This window comes from Streptomyces sp. NPDC037203 (genome assembly GCF_055605065.1).
Window position 1 is genome coordinate 312,116 of record NZ_JBVJUC010000007.1, and the last position, 18,877, is coordinate 330,992.

General features: G+C 73.4%; 13 protein-coding genes. 2 read left to right on the top strand and 11 right to left on the bottom strand.

Annotated features, from left to right (window positions below):
* Positions 1-124 precede the first annotated feature (124 nt).
* Entirely contained in the window at positions 125-697 is a 573-nt protein-coding gene (nrdR, locus tag ACZ7EC_RS21455; RefSeq protein WP_471064713.1) for a transcriptional regulator NrdR, read from the bottom strand.
* A gap of 617 nt (positions 698-1,314) precedes the next feature.
* Here nrdR and lexA point away from each other — a divergent pair.
* Complete coding sequence (gene lexA, locus ACZ7EC_RS21460; RefSeq protein WP_037663236.1) at positions 1,315-2,094, top strand: transcriptional repressor LexA; 780 nt, start codon at positions 1,315-1,317, stop codon at positions 2,092-2,094.
* A 116-nt stretch (positions 2,095-2,210) separates the two neighbouring features.
* On the opposite strand, the gene ACZ7EC_RS21465 is transcribed toward lexA, so the two are convergent.
* The 4 genes from ACZ7EC_RS21465 to ACZ7EC_RS21480 form a co-directional block, all read right to left on the bottom strand.
* Positions 2,211-4,196: an ATP-dependent DNA helicase gene (locus ACZ7EC_RS21465; protein ID WP_471064714.1), complete on the bottom strand. Its 1,986-nt coding sequence runs from the start codon at positions 4,194-4,196 to the stop codon at positions 2,211-2,213.
* Positions 4,197-4,272: 76 nt separating this feature from the next.
* Positions 4,273-4,938, bottom strand: a complete 666-nt coding sequence (locus tag ACZ7EC_RS21470) for a GNAT family N-acetyltransferase (protein WP_471064715.1) — start codon at positions 4,936-4,938, stop codon at positions 4,273-4,275.
* A gap of 31 nt (positions 4,939-4,969) precedes the next feature.
* Positions 4,970-6,877, bottom strand: coding sequence for an IucA/IucC family protein (locus ACZ7EC_RS21475; RefSeq protein ID WP_471064717.1), 1,908 nt, complete (start codon positions 6,875-6,877; stop codon positions 4,970-4,972).
* Between the two features lie 105 nt (positions 6,878-6,982).
* Positions 6,983-8,545: a diaminobutyrate--2-oxoglutarate transaminase family protein gene (locus ACZ7EC_RS21480; RefSeq protein ID WP_471064718.1), complete on the bottom strand. Its 1,563-nt coding sequence runs from the start codon at positions 8,543-8,545 to the stop codon at positions 6,983-6,985.
* Positions 8,546-8,849: 304 nt separating this feature from the next.
* Between ACZ7EC_RS21480 and ACZ7EC_RS21485 the strand changes: the two genes are divergently transcribed.
* On the top strand, positions 8,850-10,079 hold the full coding sequence (locus tag ACZ7EC_RS21485; RefSeq protein WP_471064719.1) for a trypsin-like serine peptidase: 1,230 nt from the start codon (positions 8,850-8,852) through the stop codon (positions 10,077-10,079).
* Between the two features lie 75 nt (positions 10,080-10,154).
* Here the strand turns inward: ACZ7EC_RS21485 and hflX are convergent, their stop codons facing one another.
* The 6 genes from hflX to miaA form a co-directional block, all read right to left on the bottom strand.
* Positions 10,155-11,645, bottom strand: a complete 1,491-nt coding sequence (gene hflX, locus ACZ7EC_RS21490; protein ID WP_471064720.1) for a GTPase HflX — start codon at positions 11,643-11,645, stop codon at positions 10,155-10,157.
* Between the two features lie 216 nt (positions 11,646-11,861).
* On the bottom strand, positions 11,862-13,442 hold the full coding sequence (locus tag ACZ7EC_RS21495; protein ID WP_471064722.1) for a M1 family metallopeptidase: 1,581 nt from the start codon (positions 13,440-13,442) through the stop codon (positions 11,862-11,864).
* Between the two features lie 125 nt (positions 13,443-13,567).
* Positions 13,568-15,748: a RelA/SpoT family protein gene (locus ACZ7EC_RS21500; protein ID WP_471064724.1), complete on the bottom strand. Its 2,181-nt coding sequence runs from the start codon at positions 15,746-15,748 to the stop codon at positions 13,568-13,570.
* A 283-nt stretch (positions 15,749-16,031) separates the two neighbouring features.
* Complete coding sequence (gene dapF / locus ACZ7EC_RS21505) at positions 16,032-16,901, bottom strand: diaminopimelate epimerase (protein WP_471064726.1); 870 nt, start codon at positions 16,899-16,901, stop codon at positions 16,032-16,034.
* Between the two features lie 97 nt (positions 16,902-16,998).
* Positions 16,999-17,616, bottom strand: coding sequence for a hypothetical protein (locus tag ACZ7EC_RS21510; RefSeq protein ID WP_471064811.1), 618 nt, complete (start codon positions 17,614-17,616; stop codon positions 16,999-17,001).
* A 108-nt stretch (positions 17,617-17,724) separates the two neighbouring features.
* Complete coding sequence (miaA, locus tag ACZ7EC_RS21515; protein WP_471064728.1) at positions 17,725-18,663, bottom strand: tRNA (adenosine(37)-N6)-dimethylallyltransferase MiaA; 939 nt, start codon at positions 18,661-18,663, stop codon at positions 17,725-17,727.
* Positions 18,664-18,877 lie beyond the last annotated feature (214 nt).

Consider the following 18,877-nt stretch of genomic DNA (forward strand, 5'->3'; position numbering starts at 1 on the left):
GATGTTCCCGTGGCACGGTGTTCTGTCATGTGTCGCGGGCACCCTCAGCTGCCACCCGCGACAGGTCTTCGGTCGCCGCTTCCCGCGGCCGGAGTCCGGGCCCTCCCCCGGTCTCCCGCGCCGGTCAGTCGGCGGCTTGCGCGGGCTGGGGGACCTGGGAGGTCCCGCCGGTCCCGCGTTCGTCTTCCTGGCTCCCCGCGGCCCGTCCGCCCGTCCGGTCCGTCTCGTCCGCCGCACCCCCGGCGGTGCCGGGCATCGCCTGCCGCAGCTCCGCGATGGCGGCCTCGAAGTCGTCGAGCGAGTCGAACGCCCGGTAGACCGAGGCGAACCGCAGATAGGCGACGACGTCCAGTTCCTGCAACGGGCCGAGTATGGCCAGACCCACGTCGTGGGTGGTCAGCTCGGCGCTGCCGGTGGCCCGCACCGCCTCCTCGACGCGCTGGCCGAGCTGGGCGAGCGCGTCCTCGGTGACAGGCCGGCCCTGGCACGCCTTGCGCACGCCGTTGATGACCTTGGTACGACTGAAGGGCTCGGTGACGCCGGACCGCTTCACCACCATGAGCGAGCACGTCTCCACGGTCGTGAAACGACGGGAGCAGTCGGGGCACTGGCGGCGCCTGCGGATCGACGTGCCGTCGTCGGTCGTACGACTGTCGACCACACGGCTGTCGGGGTGCCTGCAGAAGGGGCAGTGCATGATCTCCAACCCTCCTCACAGCAGACTCGATAGCCTCGCCGAGCCCCATGGGCCTCGCGAAGCAGCCCTAAGCATAGGCGATCGCGGAGCCGTCTCCGACAGGGGCCACCACAACTTGTGGGCTGCTGTAGCCATCCAACCACTAGATGTGGGGATCGGCTTATTCCCCGAGGCCGGATCGCGTGTCGCGTGGGCACGGCGGGGCGGAGCGCTCCGCGAGGCCCCGGACAGGGCCCCGGACGGCCCGTCCGCAAGGACACGCGGGCGCGGGGCCGTACCCCTGTGGCGGTTGCGGGGATACCGTGGGCGCCGCACGGAGGACGCGTAGGACTCCGGTGCGGAACGGACCCCTCGCCCGGCCGGCGCGGGGCCCGGATGGCAGACTGGGGACGCGCTCACGAGGCCGGCGACCCGGTGGGAAAGAGTACAACGCAGACAAAGGGCACTTTCGCCCGCCCCGCGCCCTGCCCGTGCCGCACCCGGACCACGTCAGCCCATACACCCAAACACGCGATCGCAACAGATGAACCGCACTTTTTCACTCGAACGTGTGTTTGGCGCAACCTTTCGAAAGCAACTACCGTTGTCCAGCAGGGAGACCATCGAGAGGGGCCGACGTGACCACCACCGCAGACAGTGCCACCATCACCGCCCAGGACCGCTCCCAGGGCCGGGTCGAGCCGGTACATGCGATGAACGAAGCCACGAATCCCGAGGGGCCCCGGCGCTCCCTGCCGGGCCGACCTCCAGGCATCCGGGCGGACAGCTCCGGACTCACCGACCGGCAGCGCCGGGTGATCGAGGTCATCAGGGACTCCGTGCAGCGGCGCGGGTACCCGCCGTCCATGCGGGAGATCGGCCAGGCCGTCGGCCTCTCCAGCACCTCCTCCGTGGCGCACCAGCTGATGGCGCTGGAGCGCAAGGGCTTCCTGCGCCGCGACCCGCACCGCCCGCGCGCCTACGAGGTGCGCGGCTCCGACCAGGCCGTGTCGGTGCAGCCCACGGACACCAGCGGCAAGCCCGCCGCGTCGTACGTCCCGCTGGTCGGCCGGATCGCCGCCGGCGGGCCGATCCTCGCGGAGGAGTCCGTCGAGGACGTCTTCCCGCTCCCCCGCCAGCTGGTCGGCGACGGTGAGCTGTTCGTCCTCAAGGTGGTCGGCGACTCCATGATCGAGGCCGCGATCTGCGACGGCGACTGGGTCACCGTGCGCCGCCAGCCGGTCGCGGAGAACGGCGACATCGTGGCCGCCATGCTCGACGGCGAGGCCACGGTGAAGCGCTTCAAGCGCGAGGACGGCCACGTCTGGCTCCTCCCGCACAACGCGGCCTACGAGCCGATCCCCGGCGACGACGCCACCATCCTGGGCAAGGTGGTCGCCGTACTGCGGCGCGTGTGACGCCCGCGGCGAGCGGCCCCCCGCTCGCTCCCTGACCGGGCCCCGGAACCTCTGCGCCGGTTCCGGGGCCCTGCCTTTGCCTCCGGGCCGGGCCTCGCCCAGGGGCGGGGCAGGCCCTATGCCGGGTTCCCGGCCTCCGCCTGCTTCGCCGCCGCGTCGATGGCCGCGAGCGACCTGCGGGCCTGATCGCGGTCCGTGGTGTACCAGAAGTCCGGCAGGGACGCCTTGAGGTAGGAGCCGTACCGCGCCGTGGCGAGGCGCTGGTCCAGTACGGCGACCACGCCCCGGTCCCCCGACGCGCGGACCAGCCGGCCGGCGCCCTGGGCCATCAGCAGGGCGGCGTGGGTGGCGGCCACCGCCATGAACCCGTTGCCCCCCGCGTCCTCCACCGCCTTCTGGCGGGCGCTCATCAGCGGATCGTCGGGGCGCGGGAAGGGGATCTTGTCCATGACGACCAGCTGGCAGCTGGGTCCGGGCACGTCCACGCCCTGCCACAGCGACAGCGTGCCGAAGAGGCAGGTCTGCGGATCGGCCGCGAAGTTCTTGATCAGCTCGCCGAGCGTCTCCTCGCCCTGGAGCAGGATCGGGTACTCGGGGATCCGCGAGCGCAGTTCCTCCGCGGCGAGCTGCGCGGCCCGCATGGAGGAGAACAGCCCGAGGGTACGGCCGCCGGCCGCCTGGATCAGCTCCGTCAGCTCGTCCAGCATGTCGCCGCGCTCGCCGTCGCGCGCGGGGCGGGACAGGTGCTTGGCGACGTACAGGATGCCCTGCTTGCGGTAGTCGAAGGGGGAGCCGACGTCGATGCCCTTCCACTGCGGCAGGTCCTCGCCCTCGGCGCCCTCGGGGCCGAGTCCCAGGGAGGCGCCGACACCGTTGAAGTCGCCGCCGAGCTTGAGGGTCGCGGAGGTGAGGACGACGGCGCGGTCGGCGAACAGCTTCTCCCGCAGCAGCCCCGAGACGGACATGGGGGCGACGCGCAGAGAGGCGCCGAAGCGGTCGTGCCGTTCGTACCAGACGACGTCCCATTCCGAGCCGTTCAGCACGCGTTCCGCGACGTCGTGGACCGACTCGACGGAGGCCAGGGCCTGCTTGCGGACGGCGTCCTCGTCCTGGACGGACTTGTCGCGGGTGGCGCCGATCGCGGAGATGACCGTACGGGAGGCGTCCCGCAGCGTCATCAGGGCGTAGCCGAGGTCCTCCGGGATCTCCTCCAGGCGGCCCGGCAGGGCCAGCTCCATCAGTCGCTCGAAGCCCTCGGCGGCGGTCTGGAGCTGGTCGGCCGCTTTCTCGTTGACGAGTTTCGCGGCGCGGCGCACGGCGCGGTTGACCTGGCCGGGGGTCAGCTCCCCGGTGGCGACGCCGGTGACACGGGAGACGAGTTCATGGGCCTCGTCCACGATCAGCACCTCGTGCTGCGGCAGCACCGGGGCGCCCTCGATGGCGTCGATGGCCAGCAGCGCGTGGTTGGTGACGACGACCTCGGCGAGCTTGGCGCGCTCGCGGGCCGCCTCCGCGAAGCATTCGGCGCCGTACGCGCACTTGGTGGCGCCCAGGCACTCCCGCGAGGAGACCGAGACCTGCGCCCAGGCGCGGTCCGAGACGCCGGGGGTGAGGTCGTCCCGGTCACCGGTCTCCGTCTCGTCCGACCAGTCCCGCAGCCGCAGCAGGTCCTGGCCCAGCTTGCTGGTGGGCGCGGCGGCCTCGAACTGGTCGAAGAGGCCGTCCTCCTCGTCCTGGGGCATGCCCTCGTGCAGCCGGTGCAGGCACAGGTAGTTGGAGCGGCCCTTGAGCATCGCGAACTCGGGACGGCGGCGCAGCAGCGGGTGCAGCGCGTCGACCGTGCGCGGCAGGTCGCGCTCCACGAGCTGGCGCTGGAGGGCGAGGGTGGCCGTCGCCACGACCACTCTCTCCCCGTGCGCGAGCGCGGGCACGAGATAGCCGAGCGACTTTCCGGTGCCGGTGCCGGCCTGGACCAGCAGATGGGATCCGTCGTCGATCGCCTCGGCGACCGCTTCGGCCATGGTCACCTGGCCGGGGCGCTCCGTGCCGCCGACCGCGGCGACGGCGGCGTGCAGGAGTTCGGGGAGGGAGGGCTTCGTCATAGCCCGACCACCCTACGGCCCGGCACCGACAATCGGAGGCCGTTCACACCCATCGTGACACCCCGCTCACTCGGCGCTACAGCACATCGCGCAGCACCCGGTCCCGGATCATGAGCGCGGCCCGCTTGTCCGGCAGGTCGACCTCGGCGGCGTACCGGAATCCGGCGCCGAGGAACGCGGCGAGCGAGGGGGTGTTGCGGTGATCGGGTTCGGCCACGACGCGGGCGCAGGCGGGGCGCCGGTCGAGGATCAGGTCGGCCACGGCCCGCAGCAGCGCGGAGCCGAGCCCCCTGCCCCGGTCCCCCGCGGCGCCGAGCAGCAGGTGGATGCCGGTGTCGTGGGGCAGGACCGGGCAGTGCAGGGCCAGCGGGTCGAGGTCCGCGCGGTAGATCTCCCAGTAGCTCATCGGGGTGCCGTCCAGCACGCCGAGGCAGGGCACGCTCCGTCCGTCGCCGTCGAGTTGGGCCCGTAGGTGGTCCGCGGTGCGGTGGCGGGGCCCGGCCAGTTCCCAGAACTCGGCGACGGCGGGGTCGTTCATCCAGGCGTGCACGAGCGGGAGGTCCCGGTCGAGGCGGACAGGGATCAACTGGAAGGTGCCGACGGGGGTCCGGACCGGTCCCCAGGGAGTGTGGAGGCCGTCGAGAAGGTCGTCGGCGGTTCCCTCCAGGAGATCACCGGTCGTCCCGTCGCCGAAGAGGTCCAGGAACTCGGTGGGGGCGGTGCGCACGTCGGTGGGCGGCACGGCGGGTTCCTCTCTGCACTGCCCGAGGGCCTTACGGATGGAGGGGGTTGGCGATGGTGACGTACACGGACTGGGTGTCGACCGGGCCGACGAGTTCGTCGAGACCGTGCAGCCGGGTCAGCAGGTTGGCCTTGCAGCGCAGGACGGGCGAGTCGAGGAGCCGGGCGGGCAGGGGGGTGCGCAGGGCCGCGGGGCCGGTGGCGAGGCCGGTGAGGAAGCGGCGGAACGCGGCGAGCAGCAGCCGTTCGTCGGCGAGGCGCTGGGAGCCGAAGGCGCCGATCAGGCCGAACACGTTGTTGACGGCGAGGTAGTAGGCGAAGCGTTCGTCGGTGACCTCGTCGGAGACGAAGGTGTCGCTGTGCTCACCGATGCCGGGCAGCCGGGCGTCGAGTTCGGCGCGGCGGGAGGCGCGGAAGTAGTAGCCCTGGTTGTCGCGGTAGCGGCCGCCTCCGGGCCAGCCGTCGGAGTCGAGCAGGACGAGGGTGTTCTGCTGGTGCGCTTCGAGGGCGATGCCGGCCTCGGCGTCCAGCCAGAGAACGGGGCGGACGACCTGCTCCAGGTAGCGCAGGAACCACTCCGTGGCGACGGCGGCGACGGGACGGCCGGTGCGGGCGGCGAGCCGGGCGACGAGCAGGGCGAGCCGGGAGCGCATGGGCGGGACGGTGGCGGTATCGGGGGCGGTCTTCGTACCGGTGGTGGTTCCCGTCCATGGCCGGGGCGAGACGAGTCCGGCGAGGCAGCAGGCGTCGTCGGCCGGGGTGAAGGGGTTCTGCCGGATCATCACGTCGAGGCCGGGCACCGGCCGCCCGGCCGGATCGTCCACGGCGAGCCACGCCGGGTCGCGCACGATGTCGAAGCCGGGGTGGGCGGCGCTCCACTGCCTGGACAGGCCCGCGCGCAGCAGCCGGTGCACCTCGACGCCGCGCCGCAGTTCCTTGCGCAGGTTCTCCCGGCGGGAGTTGGTGATGCGCAGGCCCAGCGACAGCTTGAGCATCGCGGGGGCGCCGGAGCGGTAGACGGTGCGCACGGAGGAGGTGGGGTGCCAGGCGGGGCCGTGTGCGCCGAGGTCCCTGAGCAGGCCCGCGTCGAGCAGTGCGGCGACGGGGGCGCGGTGCCGTACCTCGCGGGCCTGCCAGGGGTGCAGCGGGAGGGCGGTGTAGCCGTCGGGCAGGGGCAGGGCGGTGCCGGACAGATGCCGGATGAGGTGGTCGGCGGGGACCGGACGGCCGCGCTCGGTCCAGGCCGACTCGGTGGCGAGCACGGTGGGGGCCACGGCCAGCCAGTGCAGCGCGAAGGAGCCGCGCAACTCCGGCGAATAGAGGGCGGCTTCGGCCTCGGCCAGGCCCTCGCGGCTCTTGGGGGTCGGGTGCAGGGGGTGGCCGAGGAGGAGGGCCTGTTCGGCGCCGAGGAAGAGGTCGGGGCCGTCGGCGGGGTGGGCGCGCCGGTGGCGGACGAAGACGGCGGTGCGGCGCAGGGAGTCGGCGACCCGTGCCACGAGGTCGCCGTCGTCGCCGCCCGCGCTCTCCCTGGTGAGCAGCGCCGCGAGGGTGACGGCGTCGACGGGCCGGGCGGTCGCGGGCGCGTCGGCGAACCGGGGCGGTCCGAAGCGGTGCCAGCCGGTCGGGGACCAGTAGCGGACCGGGACGAGCAGGCAGGTGCCGGTGGCGGGCAGCACGATGCGCAGGGTGCCGGCGGCCGGGGCGGGCAGGCCGGTCTCCCGCACCCAGCAGCGCAGCAGGTTCTCCACGGCGGCGGCCTGCGCCGCGGCGGAGGCGTCGGGGTGGTCCAGCGCCTCCGCGCCGGGCTCGGCGGGCCGGGTCGGGTCCACGGTCCGCCGGCGCTGCTGCGGAACCGCCTCGGCGTACGGCGCGCCCGTCCCGGCGGCTCCCGGTTCATCGGGGGCACCGGAACGGCCGTCGGGGGCGGGGTTGGCGGTCAAGACGGCTCCTCGGGGCGTGACGGGTCGGGCGCGGGGGTGTCGACGGGGCCGGGGTGGGCGGCCCCGGGACACGACGGGGGCAGCGGGGTGTGCCTGACAGCGTGATCAGTCGGCGCGGTGCGCCGGGCCGTGTGCCGCGGCCTCGCGGGCCACGGCCGCCACCGCGTCGGTCAGCCGGTCCAGTACGGCGGTCGTCTGCTCGTCGCTGATCGTCAGCGGCGGCAGCAGCCGGACCACCGAGGAGTGCCGCCCGCCGAGCTCCACGATGAGCCCCCGCCGCAGGCACTCGCGCTGGACGGCGGCGGCGAGTCCGGGAGCGGCGGGCCGGGGCTGGGGCGCACGGGCGGCTTCGGCGGGGAAGGACGGGGCACCGGAGCCGTGGGCGCCGGGCGCACCACCGGAATGCGCGGCACCGGAGTCGTAGCGATCACATCCCCCGCCGACAGACCCGGCACCCGGTCTCCCGTCGGTGGGCGCGGCACCACCGCCATCACCGACGCTCTCGGCGCGCCCCGCCGCCGCGCCCTCCGGCTCGACCAGTTCCACCCCGATCATCAGCCCCCGCCCCCGGACCTCCCCCACGCACGCCAACCCCCCGAGATCGGACCGCAGCTGTTCCATGATCCGCGCCCCCAGCCGGTCCGCGCGCTCCGCCAGGCCGTTCTCCCGGACGTACGCGAGCGTCGCCGTGCCCGCCGCCATCGCGAGCTGGTTGCCGCGGAAGGTGCCCGCGTGAGCGCCCGGTTGCCAGACGTCGAGGTCCTCGCGGTAGACGATGACGGCCAGCGGGAGGCTGCCGCCGATGGCCTTGGAGAGGACCATGACATCGGGGGTGATGCCGCTGTGGTCGACCGCCCAGAAGGCCCCGGTGCGGCCGACGCCGGTCTGCACCTCGTCGGCGATCAGCGGGATGCCGCGATCGGCGGTGACGCGGCGCATCCGGCGCAGCCAGTCGTCCGGGGCCGGGTGCACCCCGCCCTCGCCCTGCACCGGTTCGAGGATCATCCCGGCGGGCAGCGGCACCCCGGACTTGGGGTCGTCGAGGAGCGACTCGGTCCAGCGCGCGGCGAGTTCGGCGCCGTAGGGGCCGCCGACGCCGAAGGGGCAGCGGTAGTCCTGCGGGTAGGGCAGCCGGACGGCACGGACCTCGGGCGTGCCCCCGGAGACGGCCAGCGCGCCCTCGGTCATGCCGTGGTACGCGCCGGTGAAGGCGAGGATGCCGGTGCGGCCGGTCGCGGCCCGCACCAGTTTGAGCGCGGCCTCGACCGCGTCCGTCCCGGCCGGCCCGCAGAACTGCACCCGCGCCCGCCCGGCGAGACCCGCCGGGAGGGTGCGGAACAGCTCGGTGATGAACGCGTCCTTGACCGGGGTCGCGAGGTCGAGGACCGACAAGGGGGCGCCGGAGTCGAGGACTTGGCGCACGGCGGCCAGGACCACCGGATGGTTGTGGCCGAGCGCGAGCGTGCCCGCGCCGGAGAGGCAGTCCAGGTAGCGGCGGCCGTCCGCGCCCTCGATGGTCAGCCCGCGCGCCCGCACGGGCACGATGGGCAGGGCCCGCGCGTAGGTGCGCGCCGCGGACTCGCGCGCCGACTGGCGCCGCAGAATCCCCTCGTGCACGGCACCCGCCGGCACCTGCGTCTCTTCCGCCAACGACTCGGTCACGGCCACGGCTGGCTGTCCTCCCGCTGTAGTCAGGCGAGTTGATCCACGGGGCCAAGGACAGACAGCGGGCCCCCCACCGCCTACAACCGCCGACCCCGCCCCGGAGTCACGGCCTGCCCCGGACCGATACGCGAGCCCACGCGCCGCTCGTAGCGAAACCGTTGCCGTTCCGGCAAAAGCGCCGGCCGCCGAACGCATAGGGTGTGATGCCGTTCCGCATGGTCATGGCACCGGCCTGAACTCTCCGCGTGGAGAGCGCCGATGCCCTGGCCGGCGCCGAAGTTCCGTCATCACACGGGGAGTCACGAGCATGCGATCCATACGGCCGTCGTCCACCACCCGGCGGGAAAGGGGCGGCCGCACCCGCCGCGCCTCGACCTCGCTGGCGGCGGTCGCCCTCGCCTCGGCGCTGGCGCTGACCGCCACCGCCTGCGGCGGCGACGACCAGGCCGACGGCAATCCGTCCGCCTCCGCCGCCGCGGCCGGCACCGGCGACGGAAAGATCAAGATCCCGGACGACGTGCGCCGCAAGCTCAGGGAGCACGGGATCGACATCGACAAGTGGAAGAACGGCGCCTGGAAGGACTGGAACCGCAAGGACTGGCTGCGGGAGGCCAACGACTTCATCAACCCGGTCATCAAGGGCCTGTGGGACCCGAACCGGATGCGGCACGCGGGCGACCCGGACAAGGGCGTCGACGCCAACGACATCTCCGGTGACCAGGGCGTGACCGACCCGACGCCGCAGCCGGTGACCGCGCGGCAGGTCGCGGCGCCGTACCACGCCGGCGCGGCCACCTCGGGCAAGGTGTTCTTCGACTCCCCCGAGGGCCACATGGTCTGCTCGGGCACGGTCGTGGAGGACCCGGCGCACCCCGGCAAGTCCAACCTGGTGTGGACGGCGGGCCACTGCGTGCACGCCGGCAAGAGCGGCGGCTGGTACCGCAACCTCGCCTTCGTGCCGTCGTACAACAACGCGGCGTGGTCGGTCGGCCGGCTCCAGCACGCCACCCGCGAGCAGATCGCGCCGTACGGCGTCTGGTGGGCGGACGCGGCGCAGACCTCCCAGCAGTGGATCGACAAGGGCGGCGAGACCGGCGGCGACGGGGCGCCGTACGACTTCGCGGTCATCCATGTGACGCCGGAGCAGGGCAACGGCGGCAAGTCGCTGGAGGAGACGGTCGGCGGGGCGCTGCCGGTGGACTTCAACGCGCCGGCCGTGCCGGAGGTGGCGCACATGACGGCCTCGGGTTACCCGGCGGCGCCGCCGTACGACGGCCAGCTGCTGTACCAGTGCGAGGACAAGCCGGGCCGGCTGTCGATGAACCAGGCCGCCCCGACGATGTACCGGATCGGCTGCACCATGACCGGTGGCGCCTCCGGCGGCGGCTGGGTGGAGACCGGCCCGGACGGCAAGCCGGTGCTGGTGTCCAACACCTCGATCGGCCCGGTGACGTCCGGCTGGCTGGCGGGTCCCCGCTTCGGCGATGTGGCCAAGGGCGTGTACAAGTCGGTCAGCGACAAGTTCGCCGGGCGGTAGTCCAACCGCGTGTATGACCGTACGACGAAGGCCCGCCGCCCCCGAGGGGGTGGCGGGCCTTCGTGCTGCCGTGGGTCAGGCCGCGGAGACCGGTGTGTACGGCGCGAGGTCCGCCGCCAGTTCCTCGTGCACCCGGACCTTGAGCAGGGTGCCCTCCGCGGTGTGCTCCTCGGAGATCACCTCGCCCTCGGTGTGGGCGCGCGCGACCAGCTTGCCGTGGGTGTACGGCACCAGCGCCTCGACCTCGACCTCGGGGCGCGGCAGCTCCGCGTCGATGAGCGCGAGCAGCTCGTCGATGCCCTGGCCGGTGCGGGCCGAGACCGCGATGGAGCGCTTCTCGACGCGCAGCAGCCGCTGGAGGACCAGCGGGTCGGCCGCGTCCGCCTTGTTGATCACGACGATCTCGGGCACGCCGGTGGCGCCGACGTCCCGGATGACCTCGCGCACGGCGGCGAGCTGCTCCTCGGGGGTCGGGTGCGAGCCGTCCACCACATGCAGGATCAGGTCGGAGTCGCCGACCTCCTCCATGGTGGAGCGGAACGCCTCGACCAGGTGGTGGGGCAGGTGCCGGACGAAGCCGACGGTGTCCGCCAGGGTGTACAGGCGGCCGCTCGGGGTCTCCGCGCGGCGTACGGTCGGGTCCAGGGTCGCGAACAGCGCGTTCTCGACCAGGACGCCGGCGCCGGTGAGCCGGTTGAGCAGCGAGGACTTGCCGGCGTTGGTGTAACCGGCGATGGCGACGGAGGGCACCTTGTTGCGGCGGCGCTCCTGGCGCTTGATCTCGCGGCCGGTCTTCATGTCCGCGATCTCCCGGCGCATCTTCGCCATCTTCTCGCGGATCCGGCGCCGGTCCGTCTCGATCTTGGTCTCACCGGGGCCACGCGTGGCGAGGCCGCCGCGACCGCCACCCATCTGCCGGGACAGCGACTGGCCCCAGCCGCGCAGCCTCGGCAGCATGTACTGCATCTGGGCGAGCGCGACCTGCGCCTTGCCCTCGCGGGACTTGGCGTGCTGGGCGAAGATGTCCAGGATCAGGGCGGTGCGGTCGATGACCTTGACCTTGACCACGTCCTCCAGCTGGATCAGCTGGCCGGGGCTGAGCTCACCGTCGCAGATCACGGTGTCCGCGCCCGATTCGAGGACGATGTCACGCAGCTCCAGGGCCTTGCCGGAGCCGATGTAGGTGGCCGCGTCGGGCTTGTCGCGGCGCTGGATGACGCCGTCGAGCACGAGGGCGCCCGCGGTCTCCGCGAGGGCGGCCAGCTCCGCGAGGGAGTTGTCCGCGTCCTGCGCGGTGCCGGTGGTCCACACGCCGACGAGCACGACCCGCTCCAGGCGGAGCTGGCGGTACTCGACCTCGGTGACGTCCTCCAGCTCGGTGGACAGACCCGCCACGCGGCGCAGCGCCGCGCGCTCGGAGCGGTCGAACTGGTCGCCGTCCCGCTCTCCGTCGATCTCGTAGCTCCAGGCGACGTCCTCTTCCATCAGGGCATCGGCCCGAAGATTCTCGGGGTAGGCGTGCGCCGTGCGCTTGGCGTCCTGGGAAGGGGAAGAAGAGGAGGTCATTGGATCCTTACGTCGATGGGAGTGCCGTGAGGGCGTCGGTACGGCGACCCGGCCGGGCCGCTCGTCTTGGTCAACGCTCGGGTACCCCGGTAGATTCCCGTGTCCCGCGCGGTGCCGACCCGAAGATGGTCGCACGAGCCGCCGCACCGCGTCACCGGGTTATCGCGGCCCGGAGCGGCAGCCGTCACCCTTGTGCGTGCCGGGCCCGGCACGGGCTCACCGGCGGGCGGGGCGCTTGGTGGCCTTCGCGGACTTGGTGGGCGGGTCGGCCGGCTTCCAGTCGGGGTGGCCCGGCATCGGCGGGGTCTTCTCGCCGTACAGCCAGTCGTGCAGGAAGCCGGTGAGGTCGCGGCCGGCGACCTGGGAGGCCAGCTTGATGTAGTCGTCGGTGGAGGCGTTGGCGTCACGGTGGTCGCGGACCCAGAGCCGTTCCAGGCGCTCGAAGGCGGGGCGGCCGATCTCCTGCCGCAGGGCGTAGAGGGCGAGGGCCGCGCCGTCGTAGACGCTGGGCCGGAAGATGCTGATCTTCTGGCCGGGCTCGGGCAGCTTGGGCCGGGCGGGCGGTCCGCCGGAGGCGCGCCAGCCGTCGGAGGCGCCGTAGGCGGCCTTCATCCGGTCGATCATGGGCTGGTGGCCCTTCTCCTCCGCGTACAGGGCCTCGTACCAGGTCGCGTGCCCCTCGTTCAGCCACACGTCCGACCAGGTGGCGGGGCTGACGCTGTCGCCGAACCACTGGTGGGAGAGCTCGTGCACCATGACGGACTCGACGTACCACTTGGGGTAGCCGGGCTCGGTGAACAGCTTCTTCTCGAAGAGGGAGAGGGTCTGCGTCTCCAGTTCGAACCCGGTGGTGGCGTTCGCCATGATCACGCCGTACGTCTCGAACGGGTACGTGCCGACCTTGCGCTCCATCCAGGCGATCTGGTCGGGCGTCTTGGCGAGCCAGGGTTCGAGGGTCTTGCGGTCGGCGCTGGGCACCACGTCCCGCAGCGGCAGTCCGTGGGGGCCCTCGCGGCGCGGCACGGCGGAGCGGCCGATGGACACCTGGGCCAGCTCGGTGGCCATGGGGTGCTCGGTGCGGTAGGTCCAGGTGGTGCTGGAGCCGGTGCGCCTGGACCCGGTGGGCAGGCCGTTGGCGACCACGGTGTAGGCGTTGGGCGCGGTGACCCGGAAGGTGAACATCGCCTTGTCGGACGGGTGGTCGTTGCACGGGAAGACCAGGTGGGCGGCGTCGGCCTGGTTCGCCATGACGAGGCCGTCGGTGGTGGGCACCCAGCCGCCGTCGCCCTTCTGGTCCCCGGTGGGCCGGGGGTCGCTGGTGTGCCGCACGGTGATCCGGACCCAGTCGCCCCGGCGCAGCGGGTGGCCGGGGGTGACGACCAGGTCCTCCCCGGCGCTGGCGAAGTCCGCGGGCACCCCGTCGACCTCGACGGAGCGGACGGTGCCGCGCGCGAAGTCGAGGTTGACGCGGTCCAGGTCGGCGGTGACCCAGGCGTCGATGGTGGTGACGGCCTGGAGCGGCTTGTCGTCGCTGCCGGGGTAGGTGAGGTCCAGGTTGTACGACGCGACGTCGTAGCCGGGGTTGCCCAGCGTCGGGTACAGCCGGTCACCGATGCCGAGCGGCACGGGCGGCGCGGCCGCGCCGAGCAGGCACAGCGAGCAGAGGGAGGCGGCGGAGGCGATCAGGGCGCCCTTGCGGCGGCGGGCGGCCGGGCGCCGCCGGGAGACAGGGGCCGGGGTGGCCCGGTGCTGGGAGGCGGAGCCGGGGGTGGCGCGGTGGCGGGGGTTGAGCAGCATGGACCACGGCTACCAGCGCCCGCGCGCCGGACGGCGGCGACGCGCGCCCGTCCCACCCGAACGGATTGCCCCGCGTGAGCGGGCCGACCGAACGCCGGGCGTGCCCCGCGTGGGCGGGACGCCCGCTACGGCGTCCGCGGGGCCGGGGTCTGGTGCCGGGTGCGGCTCACGTCGTACACGCCCGGAACGTCCCGCATGGCGCGCATGAGGGCCGGCAGGCCCGCGGCGTCGGGGAGCTGGAGGGTGTAGGTGTGCCGCACCCGCTGCTCGCTCGGCGGTTCCACCGTGGCGGAGACGATGTCGCCGCCCGCCAGCGCGATGGCCTCGGTGAGGTCGGCGAGCAGACCCCGGCGGCCGAACGATTCGGCGACCAGGGTGACCCGGCACGCGGTGCTCTCCCCCCAGCGCACTCCGATCTCCGTGCGCCCCTTGTTCTTCATGTGCGCCACCGCCGCGCACTCCACGCGGTGCACGGTCACCACTCCCCCGCGTACCGGGAAGCCGGTGATCTCGTCGGGCGGCACGGGCGTACAGCAGCCGGCGAGGCGTACGGCGGCGCCGGGGCGGTCGGTGCGGACGTCGGCGCCCTGCGTGCGTCCCGCGGGGCCGGACTCGTAGGCGTGCCGTTCGGGGAAGTCGGCGTCGGCGCGGTAGCCGGCCGACTCCTCGGCGGGGGCGCCGCCGCCGGGGTGGGTGGCCAGCCAGCGCTGGATGGCGATGCGGGCGGCCGGGGTGTGGGCGTGCTCCAGCCACTCGCGGGACGGCTCCGAGGCGGGGTCCTGGCCCATCAGGAGTTCGACGGTGTCGCCGTCCTTCAGGACCGTGCTCAGCCTTGCCAGGCGGCCGTTGACGCGGGCGCCGATGCAGGCGTGCGCGTCCTCGCCGTACTGCCCGTAGGCGGCGTCCACGCAACTGGCGCCCTCGGGCAGGCCCAGGGTGCCGCCGTCCGGGCGGAAGACGGTGATCTCGCGGTCCTGGGCGAGGTCCTCGCGCAGGGTGGACCAGAAGGTGTCGGGGTCGGGCGCGGCCTGCTGCCATTCCAGGAGGCGGGAGAGCCAGCCGGGCCGGGTGGGGTCGGCACGCTCGCCGTCGGCGGGGTCGTCGGTGGCGGCGTCCGTGCCGGAGGCGTAGGGGTTGCCGAGCGCGACGACGCCGGCTTCGGCGACCTTGTGCATCTGGTGGGTGCGGATGAGAACTTCGACGACCTGTCCGTCGGGGCGGGCCACGGCCGTGTGCAGCGACTGGTACAGGTTGAACTTCGGTACGGCGATGAAGTCCTTGAACTCCGAGACCACCGGTGTCATACAGGTGTGCAGCTCGCCGAGCACGCCGTAGCAGTCGGCGTCCTCGCCGACCAGCACCAGCAGCCGGCCGAAGTCGGTGCCGCGCAGCTGCCCGCGTTTGCGGGCCACCCGGTGCACGGAGACGAAGTGGCGCGGGCGGATGAGGACTTCGGCGGCGATGCCGGCCTCGCGCAGCACCGCCCGCATCTCGTCGGCGACCGCGGCGAGGGGGTCGTCGGTGCGGGCGGCGTTCCGCGCGATGAGTTCCCTGGTGTGCTCGTACTCCTCGGGGTGGAGGATGGCGAAGACCAGGTCCTCCAGTTCGGTCTTCAGGGCCTGGACGCCGAGGCGTTCGGCGAGTGGGATGAGGACGTCGCGGGTGACGCCCGCGATCCGCGCCTGTTTCTCGGGGCGCATCACGCCGAGGGTGCGCATGTTGTGCAGCCGGTCGGCGAGTTTGATCGACATCACGCGCACGTCGCTGCCGGTGGCGACGAGCATCTTGCGGAAGGTCTCGGGTTCGGCAGCGGCGCCGTAGTCGACCTTCTCCAGCTTGGTGACGCCGTCGACCAGGTAGCGGACCTCCTCGCCGAACTCCTCGCCCACCTGATCCAGCGTCACCTCGGTGTCCTCGACGGTGTCGTGCAGCAGGGAGGCCGTCAACGTCGTGGTCTCGGCGCCGAGTTCGGCGAGGATGAGGGTCACCGCGAGGGGGTGGGTGATGTACGGCTCGCCGCTCTTGCGCATCTGGCCGCGGTGCGAGGTCTCGGCCAGCACGTAGGCGCGGTGCAGGGGCTCGAGGTCGGCGTCGGGATGGTGGGCGCGGTGCGCCTCCACCACATGGCCGATCGCGTCGGGCAGTCTGTGCCGGGCGGCGGGCCCGAGCAGCGCGGCCCGGCCGAGCCGGCGCAGGTCGATCCGGGGCCGGGACTTCCGGCGCACCGTCGCGGGCGCCGCGGCGGCCTTCGCGGCCGTGGGCACCACCGGGACCGGGGTCGAAGGGTTCGTGGCCTCCGCACTCATGGGCACCTCCGGCTCGTGGACCGGCGGACGGATCCCCAGGGCATGCGCGGCGCAGGGCGCCGACGCTCCCCCGTCCGTGCCGGTGCTTGATGCTATCGAGCCCACCACGTGCGACAGACCGCCTCTCGCCGAGCGTGAAACGGATCACCCATTCGAGCGACGAAAAGGAGGTTTAAGTTTTGCGCCACCTGCCCTGCCGTCGCCCGTGGTTTCGATCCGGGCCCGGTACCGGGAACCGCTGCTCCGGGCCGTCCAGGGCCGTCGCAAGGGTGGTTCCAGGAGGTCAGAGAAGCGCGTTTTCCAGCCACTCGGCGTCGATCTCGCCCTCGGCGACGATCACCGCGGGTCCGGTCATCTCGATCTGCCCGTCCGGCCGTTCGGTGATGACCAGGCGGCCGCCGGGCAGGTCCACGGTGTACGTCGCCGGGGTGCCGGTGACGGCCGGGTCGGCGCCGTCACGGCGGGCGGCGGCCACGGCGACGGCACAGGCACCGGTGCCGCAGGAGCGGGTCTCGCCGGAGCCGCGCTCGTGCACCCGCATGGCGACATGGCGGGGGCCGCGGTCCACGACGAACTCCACGTTGACGCCGTCCGGGTAGGCGCTCTCGGGGGTGACCGGCGGCGGGGTGTACAGGTCTCCGGCCTCCGCGAGATCGGCGACGAAGGCGACCGCGTGCGGGTTGCCCATGTTGACGTTCCGCGCGGGCCAGCCGCGCTCGCCGACGCGCACCGTGACGTCACCTCCGGGGAGGCGGGCGCTGCCCATGCCGACGGTCACGTCCCCGTCCTTGGCGAGGTGCACGCTCTTGACGCCGCCGCGCGTGGCGACGGCCAGATCGCCCTCGGCGACATGCCCGGCGTGCTGGAGGTAGCGGGCGAAGACGCGGACGCCGTTGCCGCACATCTCCGCGATCGAGCCGTCGCTGTTGCGGTAGTCCATGAACCACTCGGCCTCGCCGGCCATCCCCCGCGCCTCCGGGTGCGCGGCGGAGCGCACCACGTGCAGCACGCCGTCGCCGCCGATGCCGGCCCGGCGGTCGCACAGGGCGGCCACGGCGGCCGGGGACAGCTCGATGGCGTTGTCGGGGTCCGGGACGATCACGAAGTCGTTCTCCGTACCGTGCCCCTTGAGGAAGGCGATCCGCGTGCTCATTCCTCGATCGTACGGGGTGGGTACGACAGCGGTCCCGCGGCGGCCGTGGCCGGCCCGGCGTCGGCGGCGGGCGGGCGACCGCCGGCCGGGCGCGCGGTCAGCGCAGGCGGGCGACCCGCCACACGGCGAGCACGGCCACCACGGCGACCAGCAGGGCGTAACCGAGGACGACGCGCCAGTCGGGGCGGCGGCCGGAGCCGCGCGGGGGCAGGCCGGGCCAGGTGTAGCCCACGCGGCGGGCGGCCATCATGCCCCAGCCGGCGGCGCAGCAGCAGATCAGCAGGCCGAGCATCGCGATGACCGCGCCGCTGTCGCCGTCGAAGGCGAGCGGGAAGGCGAACATCAGGGAGCCGACGGCGGACAGTCCCACGATGGGCGCGAGCTGCCAGATACGCAGCCGGCGCTGCGGGCGCAGCTCGACCTCGACCTCGGGGCCGCTGCTGTACATCTCCTCGGGCGCCGGGCCGTCGGCGGTCACGCCGTCCGCGCCCTCGTCGGGCCCGTCGTCGGCGAGCCGGTCCTCGGCTTCGGCCTCGGCGAGGGGATGCGCGTCCGCGGCCGGGCCGTGCTCGCCCACTGCCTGGAAGTCGTCCCGGAGATCGTCCCGGAGGCCCTCTCGAAGGTCCTCCCGCGGACTCTCGTCCCGGTCCGGTCGGTCACCCCCGGTGGTGACGTGCTCCGCACCTGATGCGGTGTCGCGAGGGCCGGCCTCCATCGCCACGCGCCCTCCCAACTAGGACTCCACTTGGTCGATCGAAGCACGATGATGGCACGGCACCGAAGGCGCCGATGACCGGCGGCGCATCCCGATGCCATCACGTGATCAGGCTGTGACCGGTCGTTCGACCAACGTCAGGGCCTGCCGCGGAAGTTCCCCGCGGTCGGCTTCGGCGCCGCTCAGCCAGTGCACACGCGGGTCGCGGCGGAACCAGGAATCCTGCCGGCGTGCGAAGCGCTTGGTGGCGCGCACGGTCTCCGCTCGCGCCTCCGCTTCGGTGCATTCCCCGGCGAGCGCGGCGAGTACCTGCTGGTATCCCAGCGCGCGCGACGCCGTGCGCCCCTCGCGCAACCCCTGCGCCTCCAGCGCGCGCACCTCGTCCACGAGTCCGGCCTCCCACATCCGGTCGACCCGCCGGGCGATCCGCTCGTCCAGCTCCGGACGGGCCACGTCGACGCCGATCTGGACGGTGTCGTAGACCGAGTCGTGGCCGGGGAGATTGGCGGTGAAGGGCTGGCCGGTGATCTCGATCACTTCCAGGGCGCGGACGATACGGCGGCCGTTGCCGGGCAGGATCGCGCGGGCGGCCTCGGGGTCGGCGGCGGCCAGGCGGGCGTGCAGGGCGCCGGAGCCGCGCAGCGCCAGTTCCTCCTCCAGGCGGGCGCGGACCTCGGGGTCGGTGCCGGGGAACTCCAGGTTGTCGACGGCGCCGCGGACGTACAGCCCGGAGCCGCCGACGAGGATCGGCCAGCGGCCCTCGGCAAGCAGCGCGTCGATGTGGCCGCGGGCCAGCTTCTGGTACTCGGCGACCGAGGCGGTGACCGTGACGTCCCAGACGTCCAGGAGGTGGTGCGGTACGCCGCCGCGCTCCTCGGGCGTCAGCTTGGCGGTGCCGATGTCCATCCCCCGGTAGAGCTGCATCGAGTCGGCGTTGACGACCTCGCCGCCGAGTTGCTGGGCCAGGAAGACGCCGAGATCGGACTTTCCGGCCGCGGTGGGTCCGACGACGGCGATGACGCGGGGGGCGGGGGATGCGCTGCTCACCGCACCAGTCTCGCAAACCTCGCGGCGGGGTCTCGAACGAGTTGCGTGACGGAGCCGGTCACCGGGTCGTTGCCCGAGGTGAGCTGCCATGTGCGGGCCGTCCGCGGCGGTGACCCTCGGCGGCCCGGTCGTACGCACCGCGTGACGCGGGAACGTCCCCGCGCGAGTACCGTATGGAGTGGATATGGGCGTGATTTCACGGCTGCCGGGCAGG

Coding starts and splice junctions, on each gene's coding strand:
- nrdR (WP_471064713.1), bottom strand. CDS start 697: ATGCACTGCCCCTTCTGCAGGCACCCCGACAGCCGTGTGGTCGACAGT.
- ACZ7EC_RS21465 (WP_471064714.1), bottom strand. CDS start 4,196: ATGACGAAGCCCTCCCTCCCCGAACTCCTGCACGCCGCCGTCGCCGCG.
- ACZ7EC_RS21485 (WP_471064719.1), top strand. CDS start 8,850: ATGCGATCCATACGGCCGTCGTCCACCACCCGGCGGGAAAGGGGCGGC.
- hflX (WP_471064720.1), bottom strand. CDS start 11,645: ATGACCTCCTCTTCTTCCCCTTCCCAGGACGCCAAGCGCACGGCGCAC.
- ACZ7EC_RS21495 (WP_471064722.1), bottom strand. CDS start 13,442: ATGCTGCTCAACCCCCGCCACCGCGCCACCCCCGGCTCCGCCTCCCAG.
- ACZ7EC_RS21500 (WP_471064724.1), bottom strand. CDS start 15,748: ATGAGTGCGGAGGCCACGAACCCTTCGACCCCGGTCCCGGTGGTGCCC.
- dapF (WP_471064726.1), bottom strand. CDS start 16,901: ATGAGCACGCGGATCGCCTTCCTCAAGGGGCACGGTACGGAGAACGAC.
- ACZ7EC_RS21510 (WP_471064811.1), bottom strand. CDS start 17,616: ATGGAGGCCGGCCCTCGCGACACCGCATCAGGTGCGGAGCACGTCACC.